This is a genomic window from Roseomonas sp. BN140053 (assembly GCF_047690175.1).
Classification (GTDB): Bacteria; Pseudomonadota; Alphaproteobacteria; order Acetobacterales; family Acetobacteraceae; genus Roseomonas.
Map to the genome: position 1 here is coordinate 236,285 of NZ_JBLLEB010000005.1, position 21,027 is coordinate 257,311.

Annotated in this window: 28 protein-coding genes and 1 tRNA gene; 17 read left to right on the forward strand and 12 right to left on the reverse strand. The window is 69.5% G+C overall.

Annotated elements, in window-relative coordinates; all coding sequences use genetic code 11:
- Nucleotides 1-111 precede the first annotated feature (111 nt).
- On the forward strand, nt 112-1,098 hold the full coding sequence (locus ACLIBK_RS07860; RefSeq protein WP_415386682.1) for a Bug family tripartite tricarboxylate transporter substrate binding protein: 987 nt from the start codon (nt 112-114) through the stop codon (nt 1,096-1,098).
- Between the two features lie 114 nt (nt 1,099-1,212).
- Here ACLIBK_RS07860 and ruvX read toward each other — a convergent pair whose 3' ends face one another.
- On the reverse strand, nt 1,213-1,689 hold the full coding sequence (gene ruvX, locus ACLIBK_RS07865) for a Holliday junction resolvase RuvX (protein ID WP_415386683.1): 477 nt from the start codon (nt 1,687-1,689) through the stop codon (nt 1,213-1,215).
- Between the two features lie 341 nt (nt 1,690-2,030).
- On the opposite strand from ruvX, the gene gatC reads away from it, so the two are divergent.
- The 6 genes from gatC (at nt 2,031) to gatB (ending at nt 8,040) form a co-directional block, all read left to right on the forward strand.
- Nucleotides 2,031-2,318 carry an Asp-tRNA(Asn)/Glu-tRNA(Gln) amidotransferase subunit GatC gene (gene gatC / locus ACLIBK_RS07870; protein WP_415386684.1) on the forward strand — a complete coding sequence of 96 codons (288 nt, stop codon included), beginning with the start codon at nt 2,031-2,033 and terminating at the stop codon, nt 2,316-2,318.
- Complete coding sequence (gene gatA, locus ACLIBK_RS07875; RefSeq protein WP_415386685.1) at nt 2,318-3,802, forward strand: Asp-tRNA(Asn)/Glu-tRNA(Gln) amidotransferase subunit GatA; 1,485 nt, start codon at nt 2,318-2,320, stop codon at nt 3,800-3,802. Before gatC ends, gatA begins: the two co-directional genes overlap by 1 nt.
- 5 nt (nt 3,803-3,807) lie before the next feature.
- Complete coding sequence (locus ACLIBK_RS07880; RefSeq protein WP_415386686.1) at nt 3,808-4,314, forward strand: hypothetical protein; 507 nt, start codon at nt 3,808-3,810, stop codon at nt 4,312-4,314.
- Between the two features lie 108 nt (nt 4,315-4,422).
- Nucleotides 4,423-5,880: a PQQ-dependent sugar dehydrogenase gene (locus ACLIBK_RS07885; protein WP_415386687.1), complete on the forward strand. Its 1,458-nt coding sequence runs from the start codon at nt 4,423-4,425 to the stop codon at nt 5,878-5,880.
- 54 nt (nt 5,881-5,934) lie between these two features.
- Nucleotides 5,935-6,423, forward strand: a complete 489-nt coding sequence (locus ACLIBK_RS07890) for a hypothetical protein (protein WP_415386688.1) — start codon at nt 5,935-5,937, stop codon at nt 6,421-6,423.
- A 165-nt stretch (nt 6,424-6,588) separates the two neighbouring features.
- Nucleotides 6,589-8,040 (forward strand): Asp-tRNA(Asn)/Glu-tRNA(Gln) amidotransferase subunit GatB, encoded by a 1,452-nt coding sequence (gene gatB / locus ACLIBK_RS07895; RefSeq protein ID WP_415386689.1) that lies wholly within the window; start codon nt 6,589-6,591, stop codon nt 8,038-8,040.
- Between the two features lie 11 nt (nt 8,041-8,051).
- Here gatB and ACLIBK_RS07900 read toward each other — a convergent pair whose 3' ends face one another.
- The gene (locus ACLIBK_RS07900) at nt 8,052-8,384 is read right to left on the reverse strand and encodes a TM2 domain-containing protein (protein WP_415386690.1); all 333 of its coding nucleotides are present in this window, start codon (nt 8,382-8,384) and stop codon (nt 8,052-8,054) included.
- 118 nt (nt 8,385-8,502) lie between these two features.
- Between ACLIBK_RS07900 and ACLIBK_RS07905 the strand changes: the two genes are divergently transcribed.
- A complete protein-coding gene (locus tag ACLIBK_RS07905; protein ID WP_415386691.1) occupies nt 8,503-9,132 on the forward strand; it encodes a glutathione S-transferase family protein in 630 nt (209 codons plus the stop codon).
- A gap of 68 nt (nt 9,133-9,200) precedes the next feature.
- Nucleotides 9,201-9,293 (forward strand) — tRNA-Ser (locus tag ACLIBK_RS07910).
- A gap of 796 nt (nt 9,294-10,089) precedes the next feature.
- On the opposite strand, the gene ACLIBK_RS07915 is transcribed toward ACLIBK_RS07910, so the two are convergent.
- The 10 genes from ACLIBK_RS07915 to ACLIBK_RS07960 form a co-directional block, all read right to left on the reverse strand.
- Nucleotides 10,090-10,284 carry a hypothetical protein gene (locus ACLIBK_RS07915; RefSeq protein ID WP_415386692.1) on the reverse strand — a complete coding sequence of 65 codons (195 nt, stop codon included), beginning with the start codon at nt 10,282-10,284 and terminating at the stop codon, nt 10,090-10,092.
- Between the two features lie 79 nt (nt 10,285-10,363).
- Nucleotides 10,364-10,975 carry a hypothetical protein gene (locus ACLIBK_RS07920; RefSeq protein WP_415386693.1) on the reverse strand — a complete coding sequence of 204 codons (612 nt, stop codon included), beginning with the start codon at nt 10,973-10,975 and terminating at the stop codon, nt 10,364-10,366.
- Nucleotides 10,976-11,159: 184 nt separating this feature from the next.
- Entirely contained in the window at nt 11,160-11,675 is a 516-nt protein-coding gene (locus ACLIBK_RS07925) for a hypothetical protein (protein WP_415386694.1), read from the reverse strand.
- The gene (locus tag ACLIBK_RS07930; RefSeq protein WP_415386695.1) at nt 11,672-11,962 is read right to left on the reverse strand and encodes a hypothetical protein; all 291 of its coding nucleotides are present in this window, start codon (nt 11,960-11,962) and stop codon (nt 11,672-11,674) included. Before ACLIBK_RS07930 ends, ACLIBK_RS07925 begins: the two co-directional genes overlap by 4 nt.
- Before the next feature lie 133 nt (nt 11,963-12,095).
- Nucleotides 12,096-13,949, reverse strand: a complete 1,854-nt coding sequence (locus ACLIBK_RS07935) for a DUF927 domain-containing protein (RefSeq protein WP_415386696.1) — start codon at nt 13,947-13,949, stop codon at nt 12,096-12,098.
- On the reverse strand, nt 13,942-14,796 hold the full coding sequence (locus ACLIBK_RS07940; protein ID WP_415386697.1) for a toprim domain-containing protein: 855 nt from the start codon (nt 14,794-14,796) through the stop codon (nt 13,942-13,944). The genes ACLIBK_RS07935 and ACLIBK_RS07940 overlap by 8 nt, the downstream gene beginning before the upstream one ends.
- Nucleotides 14,793-15,011, reverse strand: coding sequence for a hypothetical protein (locus ACLIBK_RS07945; protein WP_415386698.1), 219 nt, complete (start codon nt 15,009-15,011; stop codon nt 14,793-14,795). The genes ACLIBK_RS07940 and ACLIBK_RS07945 overlap by 4 nt, the downstream gene beginning before the upstream one ends.
- 150 nt (nt 15,012-15,161) lie before the next feature.
- Nucleotides 15,162-15,395 carry a helix-turn-helix domain-containing protein gene (locus tag ACLIBK_RS07950; protein ID WP_415386699.1) on the reverse strand — a complete coding sequence of 78 codons (234 nt, stop codon included), beginning with the start codon at nt 15,393-15,395 and terminating at the stop codon, nt 15,162-15,164.
- A 167-nt stretch (nt 15,396-15,562) separates the two neighbouring features.
- Entirely contained in the window at nt 15,563-16,291 is a 729-nt protein-coding gene (locus ACLIBK_RS07955) for a hypothetical protein (protein WP_415386700.1), read from the reverse strand.
- 199 nt (nt 16,292-16,490) lie between these two features.
- Complete coding sequence (locus ACLIBK_RS07960; protein WP_415386701.1) at nt 16,491-17,012, reverse strand: hypothetical protein; 522 nt, start codon at nt 17,010-17,012, stop codon at nt 16,491-16,493.
- A 342-nt stretch (nt 17,013-17,354) separates the two neighbouring features.
- Between ACLIBK_RS07960 and ACLIBK_RS07965 the strand changes: the two genes are divergently transcribed.
- From ACLIBK_RS07965 to ACLIBK_RS08000, 8 genes are all read left to right on the forward strand, one after another.
- Nucleotides 17,355-17,612, forward strand: coding sequence for a helix-turn-helix domain-containing protein (locus ACLIBK_RS07965; RefSeq protein WP_415386702.1), 258 nt, complete (start codon nt 17,355-17,357; stop codon nt 17,610-17,612).
- Nucleotides 17,609-17,842 carry a hypothetical protein gene (locus ACLIBK_RS07970; protein ID WP_415386703.1) on the forward strand — a complete coding sequence of 78 codons (234 nt, stop codon included), beginning with the start codon at nt 17,609-17,611 and terminating at the stop codon, nt 17,840-17,842. Before ACLIBK_RS07965 ends, ACLIBK_RS07970 begins: the two co-directional genes overlap by 4 nt.
- Before the next feature lie 45 nt (nt 17,843-17,887).
- Nucleotides 17,888-18,121, forward strand: coding sequence for a transcriptional regulator (locus tag ACLIBK_RS07975; RefSeq protein ID WP_415386704.1), 234 nt, complete (start codon nt 17,888-17,890; stop codon nt 18,119-18,121).
- A gap of 91 nt (nt 18,122-18,212) precedes the next feature.
- Entirely contained in the window at nt 18,213-18,704 is a 492-nt protein-coding gene (locus tag ACLIBK_RS07980) for a hypothetical protein (RefSeq protein ID WP_415386705.1), read from the forward strand.
- 93 nt (nt 18,705-18,797) lie between these two features.
- Nucleotides 18,798-19,016: a hypothetical protein gene (locus ACLIBK_RS07985; protein WP_415386706.1), complete on the forward strand. Its 219-nt coding sequence runs from the start codon at nt 18,798-18,800 to the stop codon at nt 19,014-19,016.
- 150 nt (nt 19,017-19,166) lie between these two features.
- Nucleotides 19,167-19,526 carry a hypothetical protein gene (locus ACLIBK_RS07990; protein WP_415386707.1) on the forward strand — a complete coding sequence of 120 codons (360 nt, stop codon included), beginning with the start codon at nt 19,167-19,169 and terminating at the stop codon, nt 19,524-19,526.
- Nucleotides 19,527-20,222: 696 nt separating this feature from the next.
- On the forward strand, nt 20,223-20,405 hold the full coding sequence (locus ACLIBK_RS07995; protein ID WP_415386708.1) for a hypothetical protein: 183 nt from the start codon (nt 20,223-20,225) through the stop codon (nt 20,403-20,405).
- 331 nt (nt 20,406-20,736) lie between these two features.
- The gene (locus tag ACLIBK_RS08000) at nt 20,737-20,967 is read left to right on the forward strand and encodes a helix-turn-helix domain-containing protein (protein WP_415386709.1); all 231 of its coding nucleotides are present in this window, start codon (nt 20,737-20,739) and stop codon (nt 20,965-20,967) included.
- Nucleotides 20,968-21,027: the final 60 nt, after the last annotated feature.

Here is a 21,027-nt window from a genome sequence, read left to right on the forward strand (position 1 = left end):
GCCACGGGGCCGCTGGAGCAAGGCGCATGACTGCGCCATGCTGCGCCTCGACGCCACGCGCGGCCCCGACGTCCCGGCGAGCCGCGCGGCAGGCCTGGGGGGAGCTGTTCGATGCGGTTGACGCGGCGCGGCGTGCTGGCGGGATTGGGCGGTGCGCCCCTGGTTGGAGCGGGCGGGCTTCCCGCGGCCCGGGCGCAGGGCACCTATCCGGACCGGCCAGTGCGGATCATCGTGCCCTTTGGCGGCGGCGGCGCCAACGACATCCTCGGCCGGCTGTTCGGGCAGAAGCTGGCGGAAAAGCTGGGCCAGCCCTTCGTGATTGAGAACCGCCCTGGTGCCGCCGGGCAGGTCGGGACCGAGGCCGCGATTCGCGCCCGGCCGGACGGCTACACGCTGGTGGTGAACCCCAGCGGCCCAATCCTGGCCAATCCCGGCAGCGAGCAGCCGGCCTACGACGTGGCCAAGGACCTGGCCCCCGTGGCCGTGCTGGCGACCTTTCCCACCTTTATGATGGTGGCGGCCGACAGCCCGATCCGCACGCTGGGCGACCTGGTGAGCTGGGCCAAGGCGAGGCCGGCCAATACCGGGACCTTCGGCTTCGGCGGGCTGAGCTTCCGCATGCTGGTGGCCCAGCTCTGCCAGCGCGCCGGCATCCAGATGCAGGACGTGGTGTACCGGAGCAGCGTGGAAGCCATCAACGCCACCGCCAACGGCGAAACCACCCTGGCCGTTACCGAGCCCGGTCCGGCCCTGGCCGGGCTGGAGGGCAAGCGGGTGCGGGCCCTGACCGTGTCCACCCCCACCCGCTACCCGCTGGCCCCCGACGTCCCCACCACGGCCGAGGCGGGCTTTCCCGGGCTGGAACAGCTGGGCTGGATCGGCCTCTTCGCGCCGGCCGGCACGCCGCCGGCGGTGCTGGCGCGTTTGGAGACGGTGGTGGCGGAAGCCGCGCGCACCGCGGATGTGCGCGACCGGCTGGCGCCGCTGGGCCTGTCCGCCGAGGGTGGCGGCGGCGAAGCACTGCGGCGTATGGCGATGGCGGACAACGCGCTCTGGCCGGCCATCGCGCGGGAGTCCGGGATCAGCCTGGTCCGCTAAGGGCCGGTTCGCGCCGGGGAGATGTCGCCGGACGGGCGCTGCCCCACGGACGCCGCCGGGCCGGACAGGCCCGCAGCGCCGGTCCCGGGCCGCGCAAACGCGGCTCGGCCGACCTCAGCCCGGCGGAGGCGGGCGCGTGGCGTCCAGCGCCGATTGCAGCATGTAGGCGGCCGCTGCGGCGTCCACTGCCTTGGCCCGCTTGGCGCGGGACAGGTCGGCCTCGGTGATCAGCATGCGGTTCACGGCACTGCTGCTCAGCCGCTCGTCCCACAGGGCGGCGGGCAGGCCGGTGGCCTCAGACAGGGCGGAGGTCCAGTCCTTGGCCGCCTGCGCGGCCGGGCCGAAGGACCCGTCCAGCCCCAGCGGCAACCCGACCACGAGCCCGGCCGCGCCCTCCTTGGCCGCGATGGCCGCGATCTCGGCGGCGTTGGCGAGCAGCTTGCCGCGGGCCAGCGCCCGGTACGGGCTGGCCAGCATCAGCGACACGTCGGACAGCGCCACGCCCACCGTGCGGCGGCCGGGGTCCAGGCCGATGAGCCGGGCATGGCGGGGCAGGGCGGCGCGCAGCGCGGGCAGGGGGGTGATGGGCACGAGGAGGGCTTAGCGCCCGGCCAGGGCCGGGGGTCAAGCGGCGATGGCGGGCGGGGGAGTTCGCCTTACTTCCTTACCATCTTACTTCCTTACCCCGGTCGGTTCGGTGGAGGCCGTTCGGCGGTCGGCACAGGCGGTCGCAGGGCTGGGTAAGTCGGGCAAAACCGGGTGTTTATAAGAATTTATTCTTAGAACGATGGGGCTGCCGCGTCAAGCCGAACCCGCTGCCGAAGCCACGGCATGTGTCATTTCCGGGCGAAAGTGGCACATCGCGCCCCTTGACTTCGGCTCACCCCGCGGCTTCCTGGCCCGATACCGAAGAACTGGGGTCTTTGCCCGAAATGTCGCTCGATACCGCCACCGTGCGGCGCGTCGCGTCGCTCGCCCGCATCCACCTGGAGGAGGGGGAGGTTTCCCGCCTGCAAGGGGAGCTGAACGGCATCCTCGCCTGGGTGGAGCAGCTGCAGGCGGTGGACACTTCCGGCGTGGAGCCCCTGGCGGGCGCCGGCGACGCCACGCTGCGGCTGCGCGAGGACGTGGTGACGGATGGCGGGCAGACGGAGGCGGTGCTGGCGAACGCGCCGGACCGCCAGGGCGATTTCTTCACCGTACCGAAGGTTGTCGAGTGATGCGCCCGACCGACTTCACCCTGCGCGGCGCCCTGGACGCGCTGAACGAGGGGCTGCTGACCAGCGAGGAGCTCACCCGCGCCCACCTGGAGGCGATCGAGGCGCTGAACCCGCGCCTGAACGCCTTCATCACCGTGACCGCCGATCGCGCGATGGAGGCCGCTCGGGCGTCCGACGCGCGCCGCGCGGCCGGGACTGTGGGGCCGCTGGAAGGCGTGCCGCTGGCGATCAAGGACCTGTTCTGCACGCAGGGCGTCCGCACCACCGCCGCCAGCCGCATCCTGGGCGAGTTCATCCCACCCTATGAGAGCACGGTGACGGCGAATCTGCTGCGCGACGGGGCGGTGTTCCTGGGCAAGGCGAACCTGGACGAGTTCGCGATGGGGTCGTCCAACAGCACCTCCGCCTTCGGGGGTGTCGAGAACCCGTGGTCACGGCGCAACGACCCCGACACGCGGCTGGTGCCGGGCGGGTCCTCCGGCGGTTCAGCCGCGGCGGTGGCGGCGCGGCTGGCGCTGGGGGCCACGGCCACGGACACCGGCGGCTCGATCCGGCAGCCGGCGGCCTTTTGCGGCATCGCGGGGATCAAGCCGACCTACGGGCGCTGCTCGCGCTGGGGAGTGGTGGCCTTCGCGTCCTCGCTGGACCAGGCGGGGCCGGTGGCGCGCACGGTCGAGGACTGCGCCATCCTGTTGCGGAGCATGAGCGGCTTCGACCCGAAGGATAGCACCTCCGCCGACGTCGCGGTGCCGGACTTCGCCGCCGCCTGCGCGCGCGGCGTGCGCGGCCTGCGCATCGGTGTGCCCCGGGAATACCGGCTGGACGGCATGCCGGCCGAGATCGAGGCGCTGTGGCAGCAGGGGCTGGACTGGCTGCGGGCCGAGGGCGCGGAGATCGTCGACATCTCCTTGCCGCACACGAAGCACGCGCTGCCGACCTATTACGTGGTGGCGCCGGCGGAGGCGTCCTCCAACCTCGCGCGCTATGACGGCGTGCGCTACGGCGCGCGGGTCGAGGCGGGCGGCGACCTGAAGGACCTGTACGAGCGCACGCGCGCGGCAGGCTTCAGCGACGAGGTGAAGCGGCGCATCATGATCGGCACCTACGTGCTGAGCGCCGGATACTACGATGCCTATTACCTGAAGGCACAAAAGGTGCGGGCGCTGATCAAGCGCGACTTCGACCTGGCATGGCAGCAGGTGGACGCGATCCTGACGCCGGCCACGCCCTCGGCGGCCTTCGGCGCGGACGAGAAGCAGGACGACCCGGTGGCAATGTACCTGAACGACGTGTTCACGGTGCCGGCCAACCTCGCGGGGCTGCCGGGGCTGGCGGTGCCGGCCGGGCTGGACGCGCGCGGGCTGCCACTGGCGCTGCAGGTGATCGGGCGGCCCTTCGACGAGGAAACCGTGTTCGCGGTGGGCAGCGCGATCGAGCGCAGTGCCGGGTTCGACGCGCTGCCGGCGGTGCGGGCGGGGGCGTAGCGGCGGTGGCCGTGGACTGGGCCGGCAAGAAGCCGGAGGAGCTGCGGCAGATCCTCGCCAACTGCAAGGCGCGGGGCATGATGGAGGCACCCTTCTGCATCGCTGCGCAGGAGGAACTGGACCGGCGTGCCGGCAGTGCCGCGACGCTGGACCCGGAGCGGACCCGTGCGGCGCTCCTGGACGCCGCAAAGCGGGAACGGTTCCTGAGCTACCGCGACGTGGCGGAGGCGAGCGGGCTGGAGTGGAACGGTAGGATTTTCGTCGGCATGCCCGACCACCTTGCCGGCATCTGCATCCGAGCACATCGGCAGGGCCTGCCGTTGCTTTCCGCGATCGTGGTGAAGATGGAGGAAGTGCCGACCGGCGAGTTGAGCGGCCCGGCCCTGGACGGCTTTCTCAAGCTGGCCGATCGGCTGGGCCTGCCGATCGGCGCCACACCGGCCGAGCATCGCCGCTTCCTTCGGGACGAGCAGCGCAAGGTCTTCACCTGGGCCAAGTCGGCAAGCCGCTGATCCGACCGGCATCCCGTCGCTGTTGTCGGTCGGGCTGAGCGGGACCATCCTTCCTTGCAGGCGAGCGGTGCCGAAATCGCCGCCGACCAGAACCAGGGAGGCTCGCCCATGACGCTTCGACGAATGCTGCTCGCCGCCACCATGTTCGGCGCGATGGGCGGGGCGGTGCCCCTCGTGGTGCAGGCCCAGACGCGGCCGGGGCAGGTGGCCCAGCCCGCACCCATCCAGCCCGCACCCATCCAGACCGCGCCGGCCCAAGCCGCGCCCGCCCAGTCCACGGCCGCCCCATCCACGGCCGCCCAGCCCGCGGCGGCGCAGCCGGCTGCCACGCCGCGCGTCACCGACCAGACGATCGGCCAGCGCTTCACCGTGCGCGCCGACGCGCTGCCCGCGCCGTACCAGGACACCTCGCTGCGCAACCCGCCGCTGATCGTGCCGCGCGACGGCCGGGTGCCGCAGGTGCCGGACGGCTTCGAGGTGACGCTGGTGGCGGAGAACCTGCAGGGCCCGCGGCAGCTGCTGGTGCTGCCCAATGGCGACCTGCTGGTGGTGGCGCAGGCGGCGGGCGCGCTGATGCTGCTGCGCGACGCCGACGGCGACGGCAAGGCGGAATGGATCCAGCGCTGGGCCGGCGGCTTCGATCGCCCCAACAGCATTGCCCTGCGCGATGGCGAGCTGCTGATCACCGACCAGCAGGGCATCTGGCGCATGGCCTACCAGCCCGGCCAGGCGGTGCGGCCGCCTTCCTCGCCGGGCGTGCGCCGGGCCGCCGATACCCCGCCCGAGCAGCGCCGGCCGCGGGTGATGGACGAGCAGACGCTGATCTCGGCCCGCGGTGCCTTCGGCATGCCGGTGGGACACATCAACCGCGACATCGAGATCGGGCCGGACGGACGGTTGTATGTCGGCGTCGGCTCCTCGGGGAATATCGGGGTGGAGCCGGAGCCCAAGGCGACGATCCAGGTCTTCTCGCCGGACGGGCGGGAACAGCGCACCTTCGCCTCGGGCGTCCGCAACCCGGTGGGGCTGGCCTTCCACCCCCAAACGGGTGACCTCTGGGCCGCGGTGCAGGAGCGCGACGGGGTGGGCGACCGGCTGGTGCCGGACTTCCTGGCGCGGATGGAACAGGGGGCCTTCTTCGGCTGGCCCTACGCCTATGTCGGGCAGAACCCGCAGCCCGGCTTCGCCCAGATGGCGCCGGAGCGGGTGGCAGCGTCCCGCACGCCGGAGCTGCTGTTCGAGCCGCATTCGGCGGCGATGGACTTCATCTTCTGGCACGGGCCGCGGGTGCCGGCGGGCTTCTCGGGCGACGCCATCGTGGCGCTGCGCGGATCGTGGAACCGCGCGGCCCCCACCGGCTACAAGGTGGTGCGGGTGAAATTCGAGGGTGGGCGTCCCGTGGGCTGGTACGACAACTTCATGACCGGCTTCTGGGTGGATGGCGAGGAAACCGCCGAGGTCTGGGGCCGTCCGGTGGACGTGGCCCAGGCGCCGGACGGGGCGCTCTACGTGGTGGACGATACCGCCGGGACGATCTGGCGGGTGACGGCGCGCGCCGCGCGCTGAGGCGGGGCAGGCGGGGCGGCTTGCGGGATCGTTGCGTCGTAGTACCGTTCCCGCATGTCGCAGGCCGCCTCCTCCCGCCCCGCCGGGTCCGACCGCCACCGCATGGGCTGGGGGCGGACGGTGTTCTTCGTGCTGCTCTGCCTGCTGATCGCCTACGGCACCTATGACACGGTGCGGGAACAATGGCCGCTGCTGCGCACGGATATGGCGGTGCAGGACCGGGCGCAGCCCGCGCCCAATGCCCGGGTGCTGGAAGGAAGCTGCCGCACCTTCCGCCTGTTCCTGACGCGCTGCGAAGCCACGCTGGAAGCCTCCGCCAGGCCCGGCGCCAGTTGGCAGCGGCGCGTGGCCTACGACTACTTCGGGAGCTTCGACGAAAGGCCGGTGCGGGTGCTGCTGGACCCGCAGCAACCGGAGCTGCTGACCACCGACGCCGCGCTGGACCGGCTGCGGAACCGGCTGGTGGCGCAGGTCTTCGCGGGCCTGTTCGGGGCGACGTGCCTCGTGGCCGCGGTGGTGCTGCTGGTGCGGCGGCTGCGCTGAACGGCGCGCTGCGGTGGCCCGGGCTTCCGCCGGCCGGCCGGATGAGGGGACGGGATCGCGGGCCGGTATCCGCAGGGCTGGTCCCGGTCGCCCGCGGGCTTTGCCGGGAGCGGGGGTTATCGGCTATGGAACCGCCATGATGTTGCATCCTGACGGTGCGGGCGCATGAGCTACACCATCGCCGGTGAGACCGGCCCCTGGGAGATCGTGGTCGGGCTGGAGGTGCACGCGCAGGTCACCTCGCGGGCCAAGCTGTTTTCCGGCGCGGCCACCGCATTCGGAGCGCCGCCCAACAGCCAGGTGAGCTTCGTGGATGCCGGGATGCCCGGCATGCTGCCGGTGATCAATGGCGAGTGCGTGGCGCAGGCGGTGCGCACCGGGCTGGGGCTGAAGGCGCAGGTCAATCCCTGGTCGCGCTTCGACCGCAAGAACTACTTCTACGCGGACCTGCCCACGGGCTACCAGATCAGCCAGTTCGCGCACCCGATCGTCGGGCAGGGCGAGCTGACGGTGGAGCTGGAAGGCGGTGCCACCAAGCGGATCGGCATCACGCGGCTGCACCTGGAACAGGATGCGGGCAAGTCGCTGCACGACCAGGACCCGTCGCGGAGCTTCATCGACCTCAACCGCGCCGGCGTGGCGCTGATGGAGATCGTCAGCGAGCCCGACATGCGATCGCCGGAGGAAGCGGGCGCCTACGTCACCAAGCTGCGGCAGATCCTGCGCTACCTCGGGACCTGCGACGGCAACATGGAGGAAGGCTCGCTGCGGGCGGACGTGAACGTGTCCGTGCGCAAGCCGGGCGAAGGGTTCCGCACGCGCTGCGAGGTGAAGAACGTCAATTCCATCCGCTTCGTGATGCAGGCGGTGGAGGCCGAGGCGCGCCGGCAGGTCGAGGTGTGGGAATCCGGCGGCGAGGTGGTGCAGGAAACCCGGCTGTTCGACACGTCGCGCGGCGAGACGCGGTCGATGCGGAGCAAGGAAGATGCGCACGACTACCGCTACTTCCCCGACCCGGACCTGCCGCCGCTGGTGCTGAGCGAGGACTGGATCGCCGAGCTCAAGGCCGCGTTGCCGGAGCTGCCGGACGAGCGCCGCGCGCGCTACGTCGGCGAGTTCGGGCTGACGGCCTACGACGCGCACGTGCTGACGCTGGAAAAGGAAACCGCCGCCTTCTACGAGGAGGTGGCGCGCGGCCGCGACGCCAAGCAGGCCGCGAACTGGGTGATGGGCGACCTGTTCGCGGCACTGAACCGCACCAAGCGGGACATCACGACCTCGCCGGTCTCGGCGGCCGATCTGGGCGCGCTGCTGGACCTGATGGCGGACAACACACTGTCGGGCAAGCTGGCCAAGGAGGTGTTCGAGGCGATGGTGGAAACGGGCCGCTCGCCCGGCAGCATCGTCGAGGAACGCGGGCTGAAGCAGGTCACGGACAGCGGCGCCATCGAAGCGGTGGTGGACGAGGTGCTGGCCAAGAACGCCGACAAGGTGGCGGAATACCGCTCCGGCAAGGACAAGCTGTTCGGCTTCTTCGTGGGGCAGACCATGCGGGCGATGCAGGGCAAGGGAAACCCGGCCCTGGTGAACGAGGTGATCAAGCGCAAGCTGGGATGAGGGCTGGCGGCTCAGTGACCCAGGGCGCGGATCAGGCGGTTGTTGTGTTCGCGCACCATGCCGGGGATGAGGACGGCGTCGATCAGCACCCACAGCCCCACCAGCATCAGGCCGAAGACGCCGATCACCAGCACGGTGAACAGGGCGGAGAGCAGCGTGATCAGCAGCTGCAGCACCGCCGTGAAGATCCGCCCGAGATAGAAGCGGTGGCCACCCAGGAAGCCCGCGAAGAACCACAAGAGGTAGGCCACCAGGGCCGACTTCTTGTTGGCGTCGTAGCGCATCAGCGCGGCGGCGTCGGACAGGGCCGCGGCCGGCGGCGGCGGGCTGCTGGGAACGGGCAAGCGGCGAACTCCAGGGTGGGCCGCATCTTCCTTGCGCCGGCCGGCTGCCGCAACCTCGCACCGGTGGGACCTTGGCCGGGCTCCCCGAAACCTTCATCCCCCGTGGAGATCTAGCGTCATGATCGAGCTGCACACCTGGAACACGCCCAACGGCCGCAAGATCAGCGTGGCGCTGGAGGAGATGGGGCTGCCCTATTCCGTCCACGTCGTGGACATCACGAAGAACCAGCAGTTCGACCCGGCCTTCCTGGCCTTCAGCCCCAACAACCGCATCCCCGCCATCGTCGATCCGGACGGGCCGGGGGGCGAGCGGATCAGCGTCTTCGAATCCGGCGCGATCCTGCTCTACCTCGGGGAGAAGACGGGCCGGTTCCTGCCGCGCGACCTGCGGGCGCGGGTGCCGGTGCTGGAATGGCTGATGTGGCAGATGGGCGGCTTTGGGCCGATGCCGGGGCAGGTGCACCACTTCCTTGGGCAGCCCGAGGGACCGGCGCGCGACTACGGGGTGGAGCGCTACGGCAAGGAAACGCGCCGGCTCTACGGCGTGCTGGACCGGCGGCTGGCCGGGCGGGACTTCGTGGCGACCGAGGGCGAGCCGAGCGTGGCGGACTTCGCCATCCTGGGCTGGGCCTGGCGGCACGAGAAGCACCTGGTGCCCTTCGACGACCTGCCCAACGTCGCCGCCTGGTACGAGCGGATGATGGCGCGGCCCGGCACGCGCAAGGGCTTCGAGGTTCCGCTGTCCTGAGGTTTGACGCGGGCGCGCAGCCTCGGTAGAAGCGGGGCCTGCAACGCCGTGTGAACTTCCACTCCTGCGGAGGGGTGGCCGAGTGGCCGAAGGCGGCGGTTTGCTAAACCGTTATAGGATGTCAAGTCCTATCGTGGGTTCGAATCCCATCCCCTCCGCCACTTTTCGCTCAATTTTGGCAGAAAACCGCCAGTTCTCTGGCTGTGATCTAGGTTCAACCTCCGCGCCAACCCCCGCACGTGTGCCGGTTTATGACGGCCAGTGGCGGTCATCGATGAACGGAACAGGCGGTGCAATGCGGCGCCCTCCCTCCGCCTCTAAGGCTTCCTAAGCCCTCAGCAACCGTCCACGCTCGGCGCACCCCGATTCTGCGTTTCAAGGTAGTGGCGCGGCTGGGGATTGGAGGCTACCTTGGATCGAAGACGCCTGTTGTTCGGATTGCTGGTAACGCTGGGCGCTGCCCCGGTGGCGCTCACTGCGGGGACCGCTGAAGCTCAGCCGTACAGGGAAGGGCCGCCGCGTCGGCGCCACCGCCCCCCGCCGCCTCCGCCGCCCCGTTACAGGCGGCGGCACTACCCGATGCCTCGTCGGCGATACTAACCAAGGCATCGGCATGGTGACGTTCGCCCGGCAGTGATGCCGGGCGGCGTTACAGGTTCTTCGCTCCCCGGCCCTGGGTCCTTCCCGAGCTCTGCATCAATACGGGTGGGCGAGGTGCGCTATTTCGCTAGCGTCAGGCCGCGCAGGGTATTTCCGAAATTGGCGGGTAACGTGCGCCTCTAGCCAACATCGCAGGTGCTAGCGAAGAAGTCGCGCAGCAGAACCCTTTCGGAAACCCATTCGGAAAGCGGTTGTCGAAAGGTGGTGACGCGTTCCCGAAACGGTGTTCCCGAAACGGTGCGGCGCCCCCACCAAGCGCGGTCCCCCGTGCTGAGGACCGGGTGCAGGCAACGCAGCTCAGACGCCGGCTGCGCAGCTCCGCAGATGCCCCACGTAGGCGCGCACCGCCGCCGGGGCGTCGTGCTGGCCGGCAGTCGTGGGGAGCACGCCGCGCTCGGTCAGGCGGGCCACGGTGGCGGGCGTGACGCCCAGCAGCTCGGCCAGGCCGGCAGCGGTGGCGACAGACGGGACAGGGGTCGTGTCGGTGGTCATGGTGGCTAGATCCTTTCGTGAGGCTGCCCGAGGCCCGATGCCCCAGGGTGTCGTGGCCGGCGTGAGCTAGGCCGCGTCTCTATGCGGAGGGCTGCGGGGCCTGGGCCTGCCCACTAGCGGTAGCGGGCCCGGCCAGCGCGGCGCCATCATCGAAGGCCCCGCCCGCGCCAAGCTTTTCGGCCTCGCGGTCGGCCGAGGCGACGGCCTGCCGCTTCACGGCCGCCACCACCTCCGCTTCCGCCAGCTCGCTCAAGGCGTCGTGGATGTGGTTGGTCAGGACGTCCTGCACCTTCCGTGCGTCCGTCACGGTGGCGACCAGCGGTGCCGCGACCAGCGGTGCCGCGGCCGAGGGGATAGCGAGGAGGCGCGTGCGGGCGGCACTGAGCATGCCACCCACCACCTTCTCCATATCGTCGGAGGTGATCAGTCGGGCCTCTAGCCGCCCCACGATGGCCTCGCGCTGGCGGGCGGTGGCGGTCAGCAGGCGGACCCGGGCAGCGGTCACGTCGGAGGCGTCAGCACTGCGCCCGGCCGCCTGTTCCCTTAGGTGCCGGATGTAGGCCAGGCGGCAGGCGTCCAAGTCGGCGGCGCCACGCCGCAGCGCCGGGAACACCCCCCGCTTGCGCAGCTCGCGCACTGTGCGGTCGCTCAGGTCGAGGTGCGCGGCAACTTCGGCGTCCGTGGCCATCAACAGGAACTCCCTGGGCTCCGGTAGGATCTGGCTACCGATGAAAAGCTCAACGTTTGCAATGAGTTATATGGTGTCGAGGAACCGGAAGCGGAACCCCCTTGGGTAGGCCTATGGCTAGGAAACTGACGCGCCCTGCCCACCCGTATTGCCTGACGGAACGGGGAAGGACCCGGGGTGGCAGGGGTCAGCCCCCGACCGCGGCGGCCTGCTGGGGCACGTCCGGCCCGGTGATCCCCGCCAGCAGCCGGTCCGGCCGGGCAAAGACGCAGAGCGTGGTGTGGGTCGGCAGCCACCAGCTCGGGAAGTCGGGGAACATCAGCACCAGACCGTGCTCGTCGGCCCAGCGCTGCATCTCGGCCCTGTGCTCGTCGGTCACGTTGTAGGGCTGGATGACGGTGGCGGCACGGGCACGGCGCTGTAGGTAGCCACAGCCGTGATCGTGCCGCGGCGGCATGGTGCGTCGGTAGAAGTAGCGCTGCCGGCGCCCGGTCAGCTCCTCCGCCGAGAAGTCGTGGTGCTGCCACGTCCAGCCATGCCGGCGACCGAACTCGTGAGCGAGCTGCCGCTTGGCCAGCGTGCCGGGACTGAGACTAATGAGCCGGAGATTGGGGGTAGCGCGTGCGGCTTCCCACTCGTCGAGGATTACGCGGGCAAGCCGCTCCACCTCAGCGTCGGACAGGGCATCGGGTGCGGTGGTCATGCAGGGTCTCCAGGGTTAAGGGCTGCCGGCCGGAGCCGGGTGGTGCGGTAGCCACGCAGCAGCCCGTCGCGCAGCGGGTCGGAGGACGCGGGCGGGTTGAGGCCCAGCCATTCGTCGAGGGCGTCACGGGGCCGGGAAGCGGGCGGCGCGACTTTGGCCGGGGCGGCGTAGTGCTCGGCCATGGCGGCGGCTTCGGCAGCGTCATGGTCGAGGGCAGGCGGAGCAGCCGGCCTGGGCGGCGCATCAGTCCGGCGATAGGCACCGGCAAGCTGGCGCAAACCGCTCATGCGAGTGGCCCCATGCTGAAAATAGGTCGGACAGGTCGGACAGGTCGGACAGCTGTTTCAGAACAAAGACTTACGCCTGTCCGACCTACTGCGCAGTAGGTCGGACAGGTCGGACAGCAGGTCGGAAGGGGCATCAGTCTTCCTTCCCGGCCAGCAGTCCGGCCCGCACCACGAACAGTCGGGGACGGCCCTCGCCGGGGATGGAGACGCGGGCAGCAAGGTTCTTCCCCTCGCCGCGTTCCAGCAGTCCGGCCGCATCTAGCGCGCGTGCCACCTGCTGCCCGTCGAGGCCGCGGCAAACCTCGTCCCGCCATGCTTCGGGGAGGATCAGGTACTCCCATCGGTCTTCGCCAGCGCGGCGGCGCCAGCCAGCCCGGTTGACGATCGGCCGCTCGTTCTCGTCGTGCTCGCCCGTGGCACCCTCTCGCACGCTGGGGAACAGCGTCGAGAACCGCGACGCGCCATGCGCCCCGATGAAGGCTCGCACCGCCGAGAGGGCCGCAGCATCCTCGCCGCTGCCGTGCCCGCCCGTGCGTCCCGCCAGCCATGCCCCGAAGCACGCGACCGCAGCCCGCTCCGCTTCGCCTTCGGGCCAGGGCAGGATACCCAACTCAGCGGCCATCTCGCCCGCTGCGGCGATCAGCCCGAAGCGTTGGGCCACACGCCGCACCTGACCATCGGCGCCGGCCGGGACGTGCGGCCCACGGGTGAAGTCCTCCACCGTGGCGCGCAGCTCGCGCAGCAGTTCCGCCGGCTGCTCGGCGCGCATCTTGGTCAGTGCGTCGAGGAAGGCTCGTGCCGCGTGGCCATGGTGGGCGAGGGCCGCTGCCTTCACCGCGTTGCTCAGCGCTTCACCGCTGGGAGCCTCGTGCAGCTGCTGCCACACGCCCAGGCCTCGACCGGCATCGGCCGGGATGGTGGCACAGCGCACGTCCTGCCCAGCCCGGCTGCGCTGCCCGGTCTCGGCCACCTTGTCGGCCGGCGATAGCTCGCCTGTGCTGAGGAACAGCGTGCGCCAGGTCTTGCCGGCGCGCAGGCTGCCGTCCCGCGCCGCGCGTCCTCGCCCGGCCCCGCCGGCCAGCATGTACAGCGCTGCCGCCACGTCGTGGCCGCCACACAGGCCGATCTCGTCCAGGGCCATCAGCGCGTCGGAACACTCGACCGCAGTGCCCTCCAGGGCGTTGGCAGTGGCGCGCCAGCTCCGCACCTGCTGCCCCATGCGCGGGTTGCCCCACACGCTGGCGGCGGCTTCCAGGCAGGTGGTCTTGCCGCCCGAGCTGTTGCCCAGCATGTGCAGCCCGCCACCCTCGGCGCCGAGCAGTTCCAGCAGCGGCGGCGCGAAGGCGGCGGAGAGGAACAGGGCAAGGCGGTGATTGCCGACCGCGGGGGCGGCTACCTGCTGCTGCCAGCCCTCCAGCGTGCCGCAGGCGGCGACACGGGCCGCGGCAGCTTCGCCGGCACCGGTGAGCAGTACCGCCTCGCCACCCGCGCCGTAGGTGCTGCCATCGGCCATGACGTAGAGCGCGCGGCCGGCGATCTCGTGCCAGCCTGCGCGGGCGACGCTGCTGACCCGGCCGGTGGTGCGCAGGTCGGACAGCGCGTCGGCCAGTTTGTTGCGGTACAGCGGGCCGGTGCGGATGCGCAGGCCGCGATCCTCCAGCTCGCCGGCGAGTGCGCCGCCCTCGGCGTGCAGCAGGCGACGGGGCAGGGCGTAGCGCTGCGTGCGGTGATCGTTGTCCTGCCACTCCAGCAGCAGGGCGCGGCCATGCCCGGCGGGGTCGCGCGCCTCGCCCAGCACGCGGAACGGGGCGGCCAGCCACATGGGCGAGCCCTGTTCCTCCTCATTGGTCTTGGGGTTGCGCTTGGCGGGCGCGACGAAGAACAGCCCCTCACGCCGCATCTCGAACAGTGGCGGCCAAGTGGTGCCGTGTGCGTCGGTGGCAGAGGGCGCGTCCGCGATGGTGAAGCCAGCGTCGCCATCAGCCATGGGCAGCGCTCCGCAGGATGTCGTTGAAGTCAGCCCCGGCCCGCTGTGGGGTGGCGATACGGACCTTGCGACCCTCGGCCGTCCAGCGGTTCCAGGCGGCGCGGGCGGCATCCTGGCCCGCGGGATCCGGATCGGCCGCGACAACGACGCTTCGCACCTCCGGCGGCAGCACCAGGCCACGCGCCAAATTGCCGGCCGAGATGGCGGCCCAGGCCGGCAGCTGCATCAGCCGCCCCGCCGAGGCGGCAGTCTCGATACCCTCGCCGATTACCAGCTCGGCCGCGACGGGCTGCAGCCGGATCGCACCACCCCACACCGGGCCGAGGCTGGCTTTGGCAGGCTCCACGCTGGCTTTCGTGCCAGTGCTGCTATCGAGGAAGGTCCGGTGCACCGCCACCGTCTCGCCCACCGCATCCGTGACGCAGGCCACCATGGCGGGCAGGCGACCGGCCTCCGGGTGCGGCGTGTCGGCGTGGAAGCGCAGCCGGGGTGAGGCGGCGAGGTCGGGCAGGCCGCGGCCGGTCAGGTAGCGGTCAGCCAGAGTGCCGCTCGCCAGTGCGCTACTGGACCACAGGCGAAGGGCTGCGGCCTGTTTGCGCTCACGTGCCGAGGTTTCGGCGCTGAGGTCGCGCTGCGGTGCCTGCCAATCACCGCCAGCGATGCGTGACACCGTGTCGTTGAGGGCGTCGCGGTCGCAGCCGTTAGAGCAGTACAGCAGCGGGCGCTGCTCCTTGCCGGCGCGCAGGCTGAAAGCGCGAGCGTAGCCGCAGGACGGGCAGTCACCGCGCCAGGAACGCGGGTGCTTCTCCAGCCTGAGTCGTGCGGCGAGGTCGGAGGCGACGATCACTGCCCGGCCTCCAGCAGCCGCTTGGCAGCGATGGCGGCGGCCACGGTGGCGAACACGCGCAGCGCGGGGCGGCGGGTCAGGGTGTGCGACGGCGGCACCAGCAGTGCGGCGCGAGGCTCGCCCGATGCGTCAGGTGCGTCAGGCAGCAGATGCAGCCGGATCGGGGCGGGGTAGCGCTCGGATGCGCTGTGCCGGCCATGTGAGTCTCGAAGCATCGTCGGGCTCCACATCAGGAGGGGAGCCGTGAAAGGGGCTGGCGAAGCAGCGAGAGAGACGCTACATGCGGGGTGTCAGTGACCCGCGTAGTTCTGTAGTTCGTCTTTCCTCGCAGCCCGCCCGGGACCTCCCGCGGCGGGTTTGCTTTTTTAGGCGGCGTAGCGCGGCAGGCTGTCCAGCAGGGCGCGGATGGAGCTGTCGAGCACCAGCGTGCTGCGCCCCAACTTCACCGCTTCCAGTCTTCCCTCAGCGAGCAGCTGGTAGACCGTGGTCCGTCCGCAATCGAGCAGCTGTGCCGTGCGGCTGATCGAGTGCGCGAGCCGCGTTTCCGGCTGTGCAGTCCCGGCGAGCGGTCCTTGGTTGATGAGGGTCAGGTTCGACATCTTAACCTCGCGAACACTGGCGGTGTTGCCGGTGCGTGCGCGGAAGATGAGTGGCTCTGAACGGCAGGAATAGATTGAATTAAATGGCGAAGTTCGCCCGTGAGTCCTCCATGGAGGAAAAGGCGCGACTTCGGGGCATTTTCCTCCACCCCTACGCCGTTCATTCGTTAATGCGTGGTTGGCCCACCTGCTGGGGCGTTCCTCGTGCGCTCCTGAAACTTCACCAGGAACATGCCAACAAGGCAGTTCACTTCGGGGCTCTCGGAGAGTGTAGTGAATTCGCGGATCTTCATGCGTAGGTTCTGCGGCTTCGGCTTCGTCCAACTCTCTGCCACGCGCAGCCCGGCTTCCGGCGGGTCGTAGGTTCGACCGACCGATCCACGATCCATCTCGTCGTAAAGTGCTGTCAGGAAGCGCTCGGTTGGCCCGCCCGCAGTGGCCGAAGGAGAACGACCAAAGACGCAGCGATAGAAGGCGAGGAAGCGTGGATAGGCGAAATGGTCGAAGGCGTCCCGCGCTGCGCCCTTTTCCGGCGGGGCAGTGATTTCCTGCTCCGCCCACTTCGCCATGGCAAACGCCCATTCGACTGGCGGCACCGGTGCACCACCCACACTGTGCCAAGTTGGAATGGCGCTCCTCGTAAATGCCAAGTAGGCCTTCGCAGCTGCCCGCCTCACGCTCTGCGAGGGGCGCCGTAGGCCGATCGCGAAGTGCATTGCGAGATCCAGCAGCTTCGCAAGCGACAGGTACACGGCCTCCGCTTCCATTCCTTCGGCCAGCAACGGAAGGTTGGTTGCCGCCACCACTCGACCGATCGCCTCTCGACTGAGCGGGGATCGTCTCCACGTCTCGACCGGATCGGTGTCGAGTCGCGGGTCCGGCTTCTCGTCCTCCAACAACACCTCCGATGGGTTTGCCTAGGCTGAGGAATGGCGCGGCGGGCCAGGGAAGGGGTCCTGGCTTTCGGCTGGGGGACCTAGCCGCGCCGAGTCGCATTCTACCGCCAACGTCCGTCATTGTTCACTATCCGTTCTCGTGAGCGCGCAGAGCCCGCCACATCTCGGCGGCGGGCTCCGGCGGCTGGGATGGGGGTTGCTAGCTCAGCGTCAGCTCGGGCTCGCCGCTCAGCTGGGCCACATGCTGACGGGCGGCGTTCCTGGCCCGCTCCCTGGCGCCCTCGGCCCGCCGCTCCAGCCCCTTGAGGCCGCAGCGCTCGGCCTCGGCGTCCCAGCGCCCGCAGGCCTCGCGCACCGCGTCCACGACAGCCGCACGCTGGCCCTGGTTCGAGTAGTCGAGGTGCAGCCGGCGCCATAGCCGCTTGGCGTCGTCAGGGCTGGTGGCGTGGATCGGCACCGTTGCGCCGCCGGGCAGAGTGATGTGGCCCAGCGTCAGGCCGCGCGGACCGATCCGCTGCTCCAGTTCGGCACGGCCACGGCGGACGGCAGCCTGCAGCGCGTGCGCCTCGGCCTGGGCGGCCTGCCAGTCGGCGGAAGGGGGAACCGTCGTGGTACCCCCCTGTGCCAGAGGAGGGGCCGTGGTGGCCTGCCCTTGAATGCCGGGCAGGCCGGTGATGGAGACGGTCACGGCGAGGCCGGGAGGAGGGAGAGCGTGGGCCATCAGAGCAGCCCTCCGAACAGGAGGGCCAGGGTGGCCAGGGCAGCCGCACTGCTGGGCAGCGTCAGCCGGGGCAGGGGCAGCCGGGCGTCGGTGGCCAGGTAGGCCAGGGCGCGGTCGGTGTAGGCCGCGCGGGGCGTGGGTGCGCCTCTTCTGTCCCGGACCCCGGATGTGGGGAGCGGGAGCGGTCTTCTGGGCGTGGGTGTGGTATGGGCGTGGGTAGCCATGGCTTGCTGACCTCCATCAGCGGGTTGTGGTCAGGCCGGGCGGCGGTGTGTCCAGCACCACGCTCGGCCGCTACTTCCGTAGCGGCGGGAAACCTGCCACTGTTCGTCTGTGAACGCAATGCCTTCTGACGGGAAATCCGCCACTCTGTCAGCTCAGGTCCGTGGGGCTCGCGGGCTGCTGGGCTGGTCGCGAGAGAGACTGGCTTCAGTCAGTGGTGTCCCCATCCGCACCCTGGACAGGTTCGAGAACGGGGAGGTAGCCCCCCGGCGCGCTACACTGTCCGCTATCCGCGCCGCCCTCGAAGCCGCCGGCGTGGAGTTCATCCCGGAGAACGGTGGCGGCGCCGGTGTCAGGCTGCGAGAGCGTGCGACATGATGTCTGCCAGTCAGGGTCAGGACCGGCGCTGGCTCCAACAGTTCACCGCGTTGAGCGCTGCAGCAGTAATCGTGTTTGACGCGGCGACGATCCTCCCGACCCTGGCCGGGCTCTATGTCATCAAACGCGCAGTGCAGATTGATACCTTCGAGGGTATCAACATGCTGCCTGACGATCTCATTGAGGGAGCGCTGGCCTGGGCTGCGCATCTGGTAGCGAGATGGATCTAACCTGGGCGCCCGAAGTGGCTGCGACACTGGCGGAAGCTACTTGAAGTGACGCCCGAGCAGTGCCGCGAGGCTCGGAAGTTCCTTGGTTGGACGCACCAACGGCTTGGCGTACGGTCAGGCACGAGCGGCTACACAGTTCGCAATTTCGAGTTAGGGCAGGTCCGGACGCGTGAGACGAACGTGGCCGCGATCCGCGCAGCGCTGGAAGCCGCCGGCATGGAGTTCATCCCCGGAAACGGTGGTGGCGCTGGGGTACGGTTAAAGAAGGCGGCGGACTGAACTCCACCATGCCTTTCTAACGATCCGCCATCGAAAGTTCTTTTCGCCCGGTCCTCCCGCCGCCACGATGCACCTTTCATGGGAGGCTGCTGTGCGGATCGTTCTCGTTGCTCTCGCCCTTGTACCCTTCGCAATGTCGGCTGCGGCGCAGCAGCTCGATCCACGGATTGCCGGGCCATTGATGCAGATGATCAATGCGGCCGGAATGCAGTGCCAGGCGGGTAACCCGCAGGGGTGCGGTACCATGCGACAGCTCCAGCAGGCCGGTGCGGAACTGACCCAGGCGCAAGAAGCCTGCCAGCAAGGCAATCCGCAGGCCTGCCAAGTCCTCCAGGCTGGCGCTCAGCAGGTCATGGGCGTCTATCAGCAGTTCCAGATGGCTGGGGCAGGTGGGGGCGCGCCTCCGATGGTTGGTGGCCCTGCCGTGGGAAGCGGGTACTCATCCCAGCAGATGCAGGCCGATCATCAGGCGCGTATGCAGCAGCAACAGCAGCAGTTCCAACAGCAACAGGCTGGTGCAGCACGCCAGCAGCAGATGAATGACGCACAGCACCAACGCTTCATGGAACAGCTCCGCCGGTAGTCTCCTTTCGAGATGACCTCCGCAAGCCGCTGGCATCGAGTTCATCCCAGAGAACGGGGGCGGCCCGGGCGTCCGGCTACGGGAGCGCCAGGCATGACCGACACCCCTGAGAGCCCGCTCGCCATGGCAGGCCGCCACGTTGTTGAGGCCGAGGCCCGCGTGCGTCGCCAAGCCCAAATCGTGGCGGAGCTGGAGAGAGACGGCCACCCAGACGCGGCCATAGTAGCGCCGACCGTGCTGGCCACCCTGGAGACCACATTGGACCTGATGCGCGAGCACCTGCGGATCGAGCGGGAGGCGCACAGTCAGTGAGGCGCGCTGGCTAGTAGCTCGTAGGTCCCCCCGTCGAGGAGGGTCACTCAGCAGCCACGATCCCCTGCCCGCCTCCAGAAGTATGTCCTTCTCATGGCTTGTTCGCGTAATAGTCGTGGTTCAGGATCGTTCCGAGGAGATCGGTCGATCATGGACGACGAGCCACCACGCACCTTTGCAGAACTCCACTCAGCGGCCGTGCAAGAGAACTCCCCTGGCGCTCTTCTAGACAGGGTTGTTGCGCCAGCCGCTTCGAAGCCCCGTCGCTCCCGCCGCCTGTCTGACGCACTCTTGCTGGCCTTCCACCACGCCAGCGATCAGGGTGACCTAGACGTGGCGTGGCGCCTGCTCGTGCTGGCCGAAGTCGCCCACGAGCGTGCACCAAGAGCCGACATTGGGGAGCGTCGGCGCAGCGTAGAGCCCTTGGTTGCTGCTTATGAGCGGCTCTGGGAGTTGCGGCACCCGGAAGCCTCTGTGGAGGAGCGCGGAAACCTCACAGAGCTCATCTAAGCTATCCTAACGAGTAGGTGATCTTGCTATCTCTAGTTCAGCCACGTGCTGCGGTGCAGCATATTGGGGCATGCTAAAGTTCCATCTCACGCCGCGGTTGTCGGCACTGGCTCATCCAGCCTGGACAGCCAGCCACTACCGTGGTGGTTGCATTGTTGCCGCTGAGAGCGTGGCGCAGGCCCGTAGCTTGGCAAGCAGCGTCTTCACATCGCCGGTCTGGGAGGGTTCGGGTACACCGCCCGCGTCCCCGTGGCAGCTAGCGTCGCTGGTGCGAGTACAGCGTGTGTGAGGCGGGCTAGGAATAGGGCGCGGTGAGGTCAGGCCTTTCGGACGTCGGCGCCGGCCGCAGCGCAGCCCAAGACCCCCCGCCTTAGGGCACTAGGCTTCGATCGCCGTCCTTGGCGTCGAGTTCATCCCCGAGAATGGCGGTGGTGCCGGTGTGCGGCTGAAGGAGCGGCAAGATTAAGGGACTTGCGACCGAGCCCGAGGATCGCTGTCACACTCGCCAAGTGACATGGCATTGCAGTAGTCGCGTGTCCTTCATGCAGCCGCATTGCCCTTGGCACATTGGTGCCGGTTGAACGGTGATGGGTGAGGGCAAAATGCTTAGGCGGACTAGGTGGCGGCTCTTTGGGGTTCTCGCACTGCTACTCACGGCGGGCGCTCTATCTGGATGCGGTTGCGGACCAATCGGCCTTGATCGATGCGGAGGGTATGGTGGCGGTGGCCCAGGCTGGAATGGGCCTGGTGGCCATGGTGGTGGTCCGGGACGTGGTGCAGGCCCGAGACGTGGTGGAAGTCGAAGCAATGGATGGGATTAATCTCATCACGGCGACGTGGGGCAGGCTGAGCACGCAGGTCGAGAGCCGTGGCAGATGAGCCGCCGTCGGCCAAGCCGGCTGGCCAAAGGCTCCACCCCGCGTGTCGCAGAGCTTGAAGCAGAGATGGTCCGGCTCAGTCGCGAGTTGGGCGAAGTTCGTGCCCAGCTGCGAACAATTGAGCAGCAGGGAATTGCCGAGGTCACGGCTAAGCGCATGAAGGTGCTTGAGGAGGGGCAGCAGGTAGCCCGAGGCCAAGCATTGGAAGCAGCCCTGGCGCGAACTCAGGCTGAGGCTGAACTCCGGCGACTGCGAGCCGCTATCTTTGATGCACCCGGACCACGAGGGTGGCTGCTCCGCCGGGCCGCGCGAAACTTGTTGGACCAAAGAAAGTGACCCCAGAGCAGTGCCGGGAGGCACGGAAGCTTCTGGGCTGGACAATTCAGCGGGCGGGGGTGAGGTCCGGGATCAGCGGCTTAACGGTCCGCCAGTTTGAGAGTGGGCGACGCCAAACACGGGAGGCGAATGTGGCCGCGATCCGCACCGCCCTCGAAGCCGCTGGCGTCGAGTTCATTCCAGAAAACGGCGGCGGCGGCGTCCGGCTGCGGGAGCGAGCGGCGTGAGTTCCGATCGAGACCGCGATGGACGCTGGCTCCAGCAGTTCACCGCATTGGGCGTTGCAG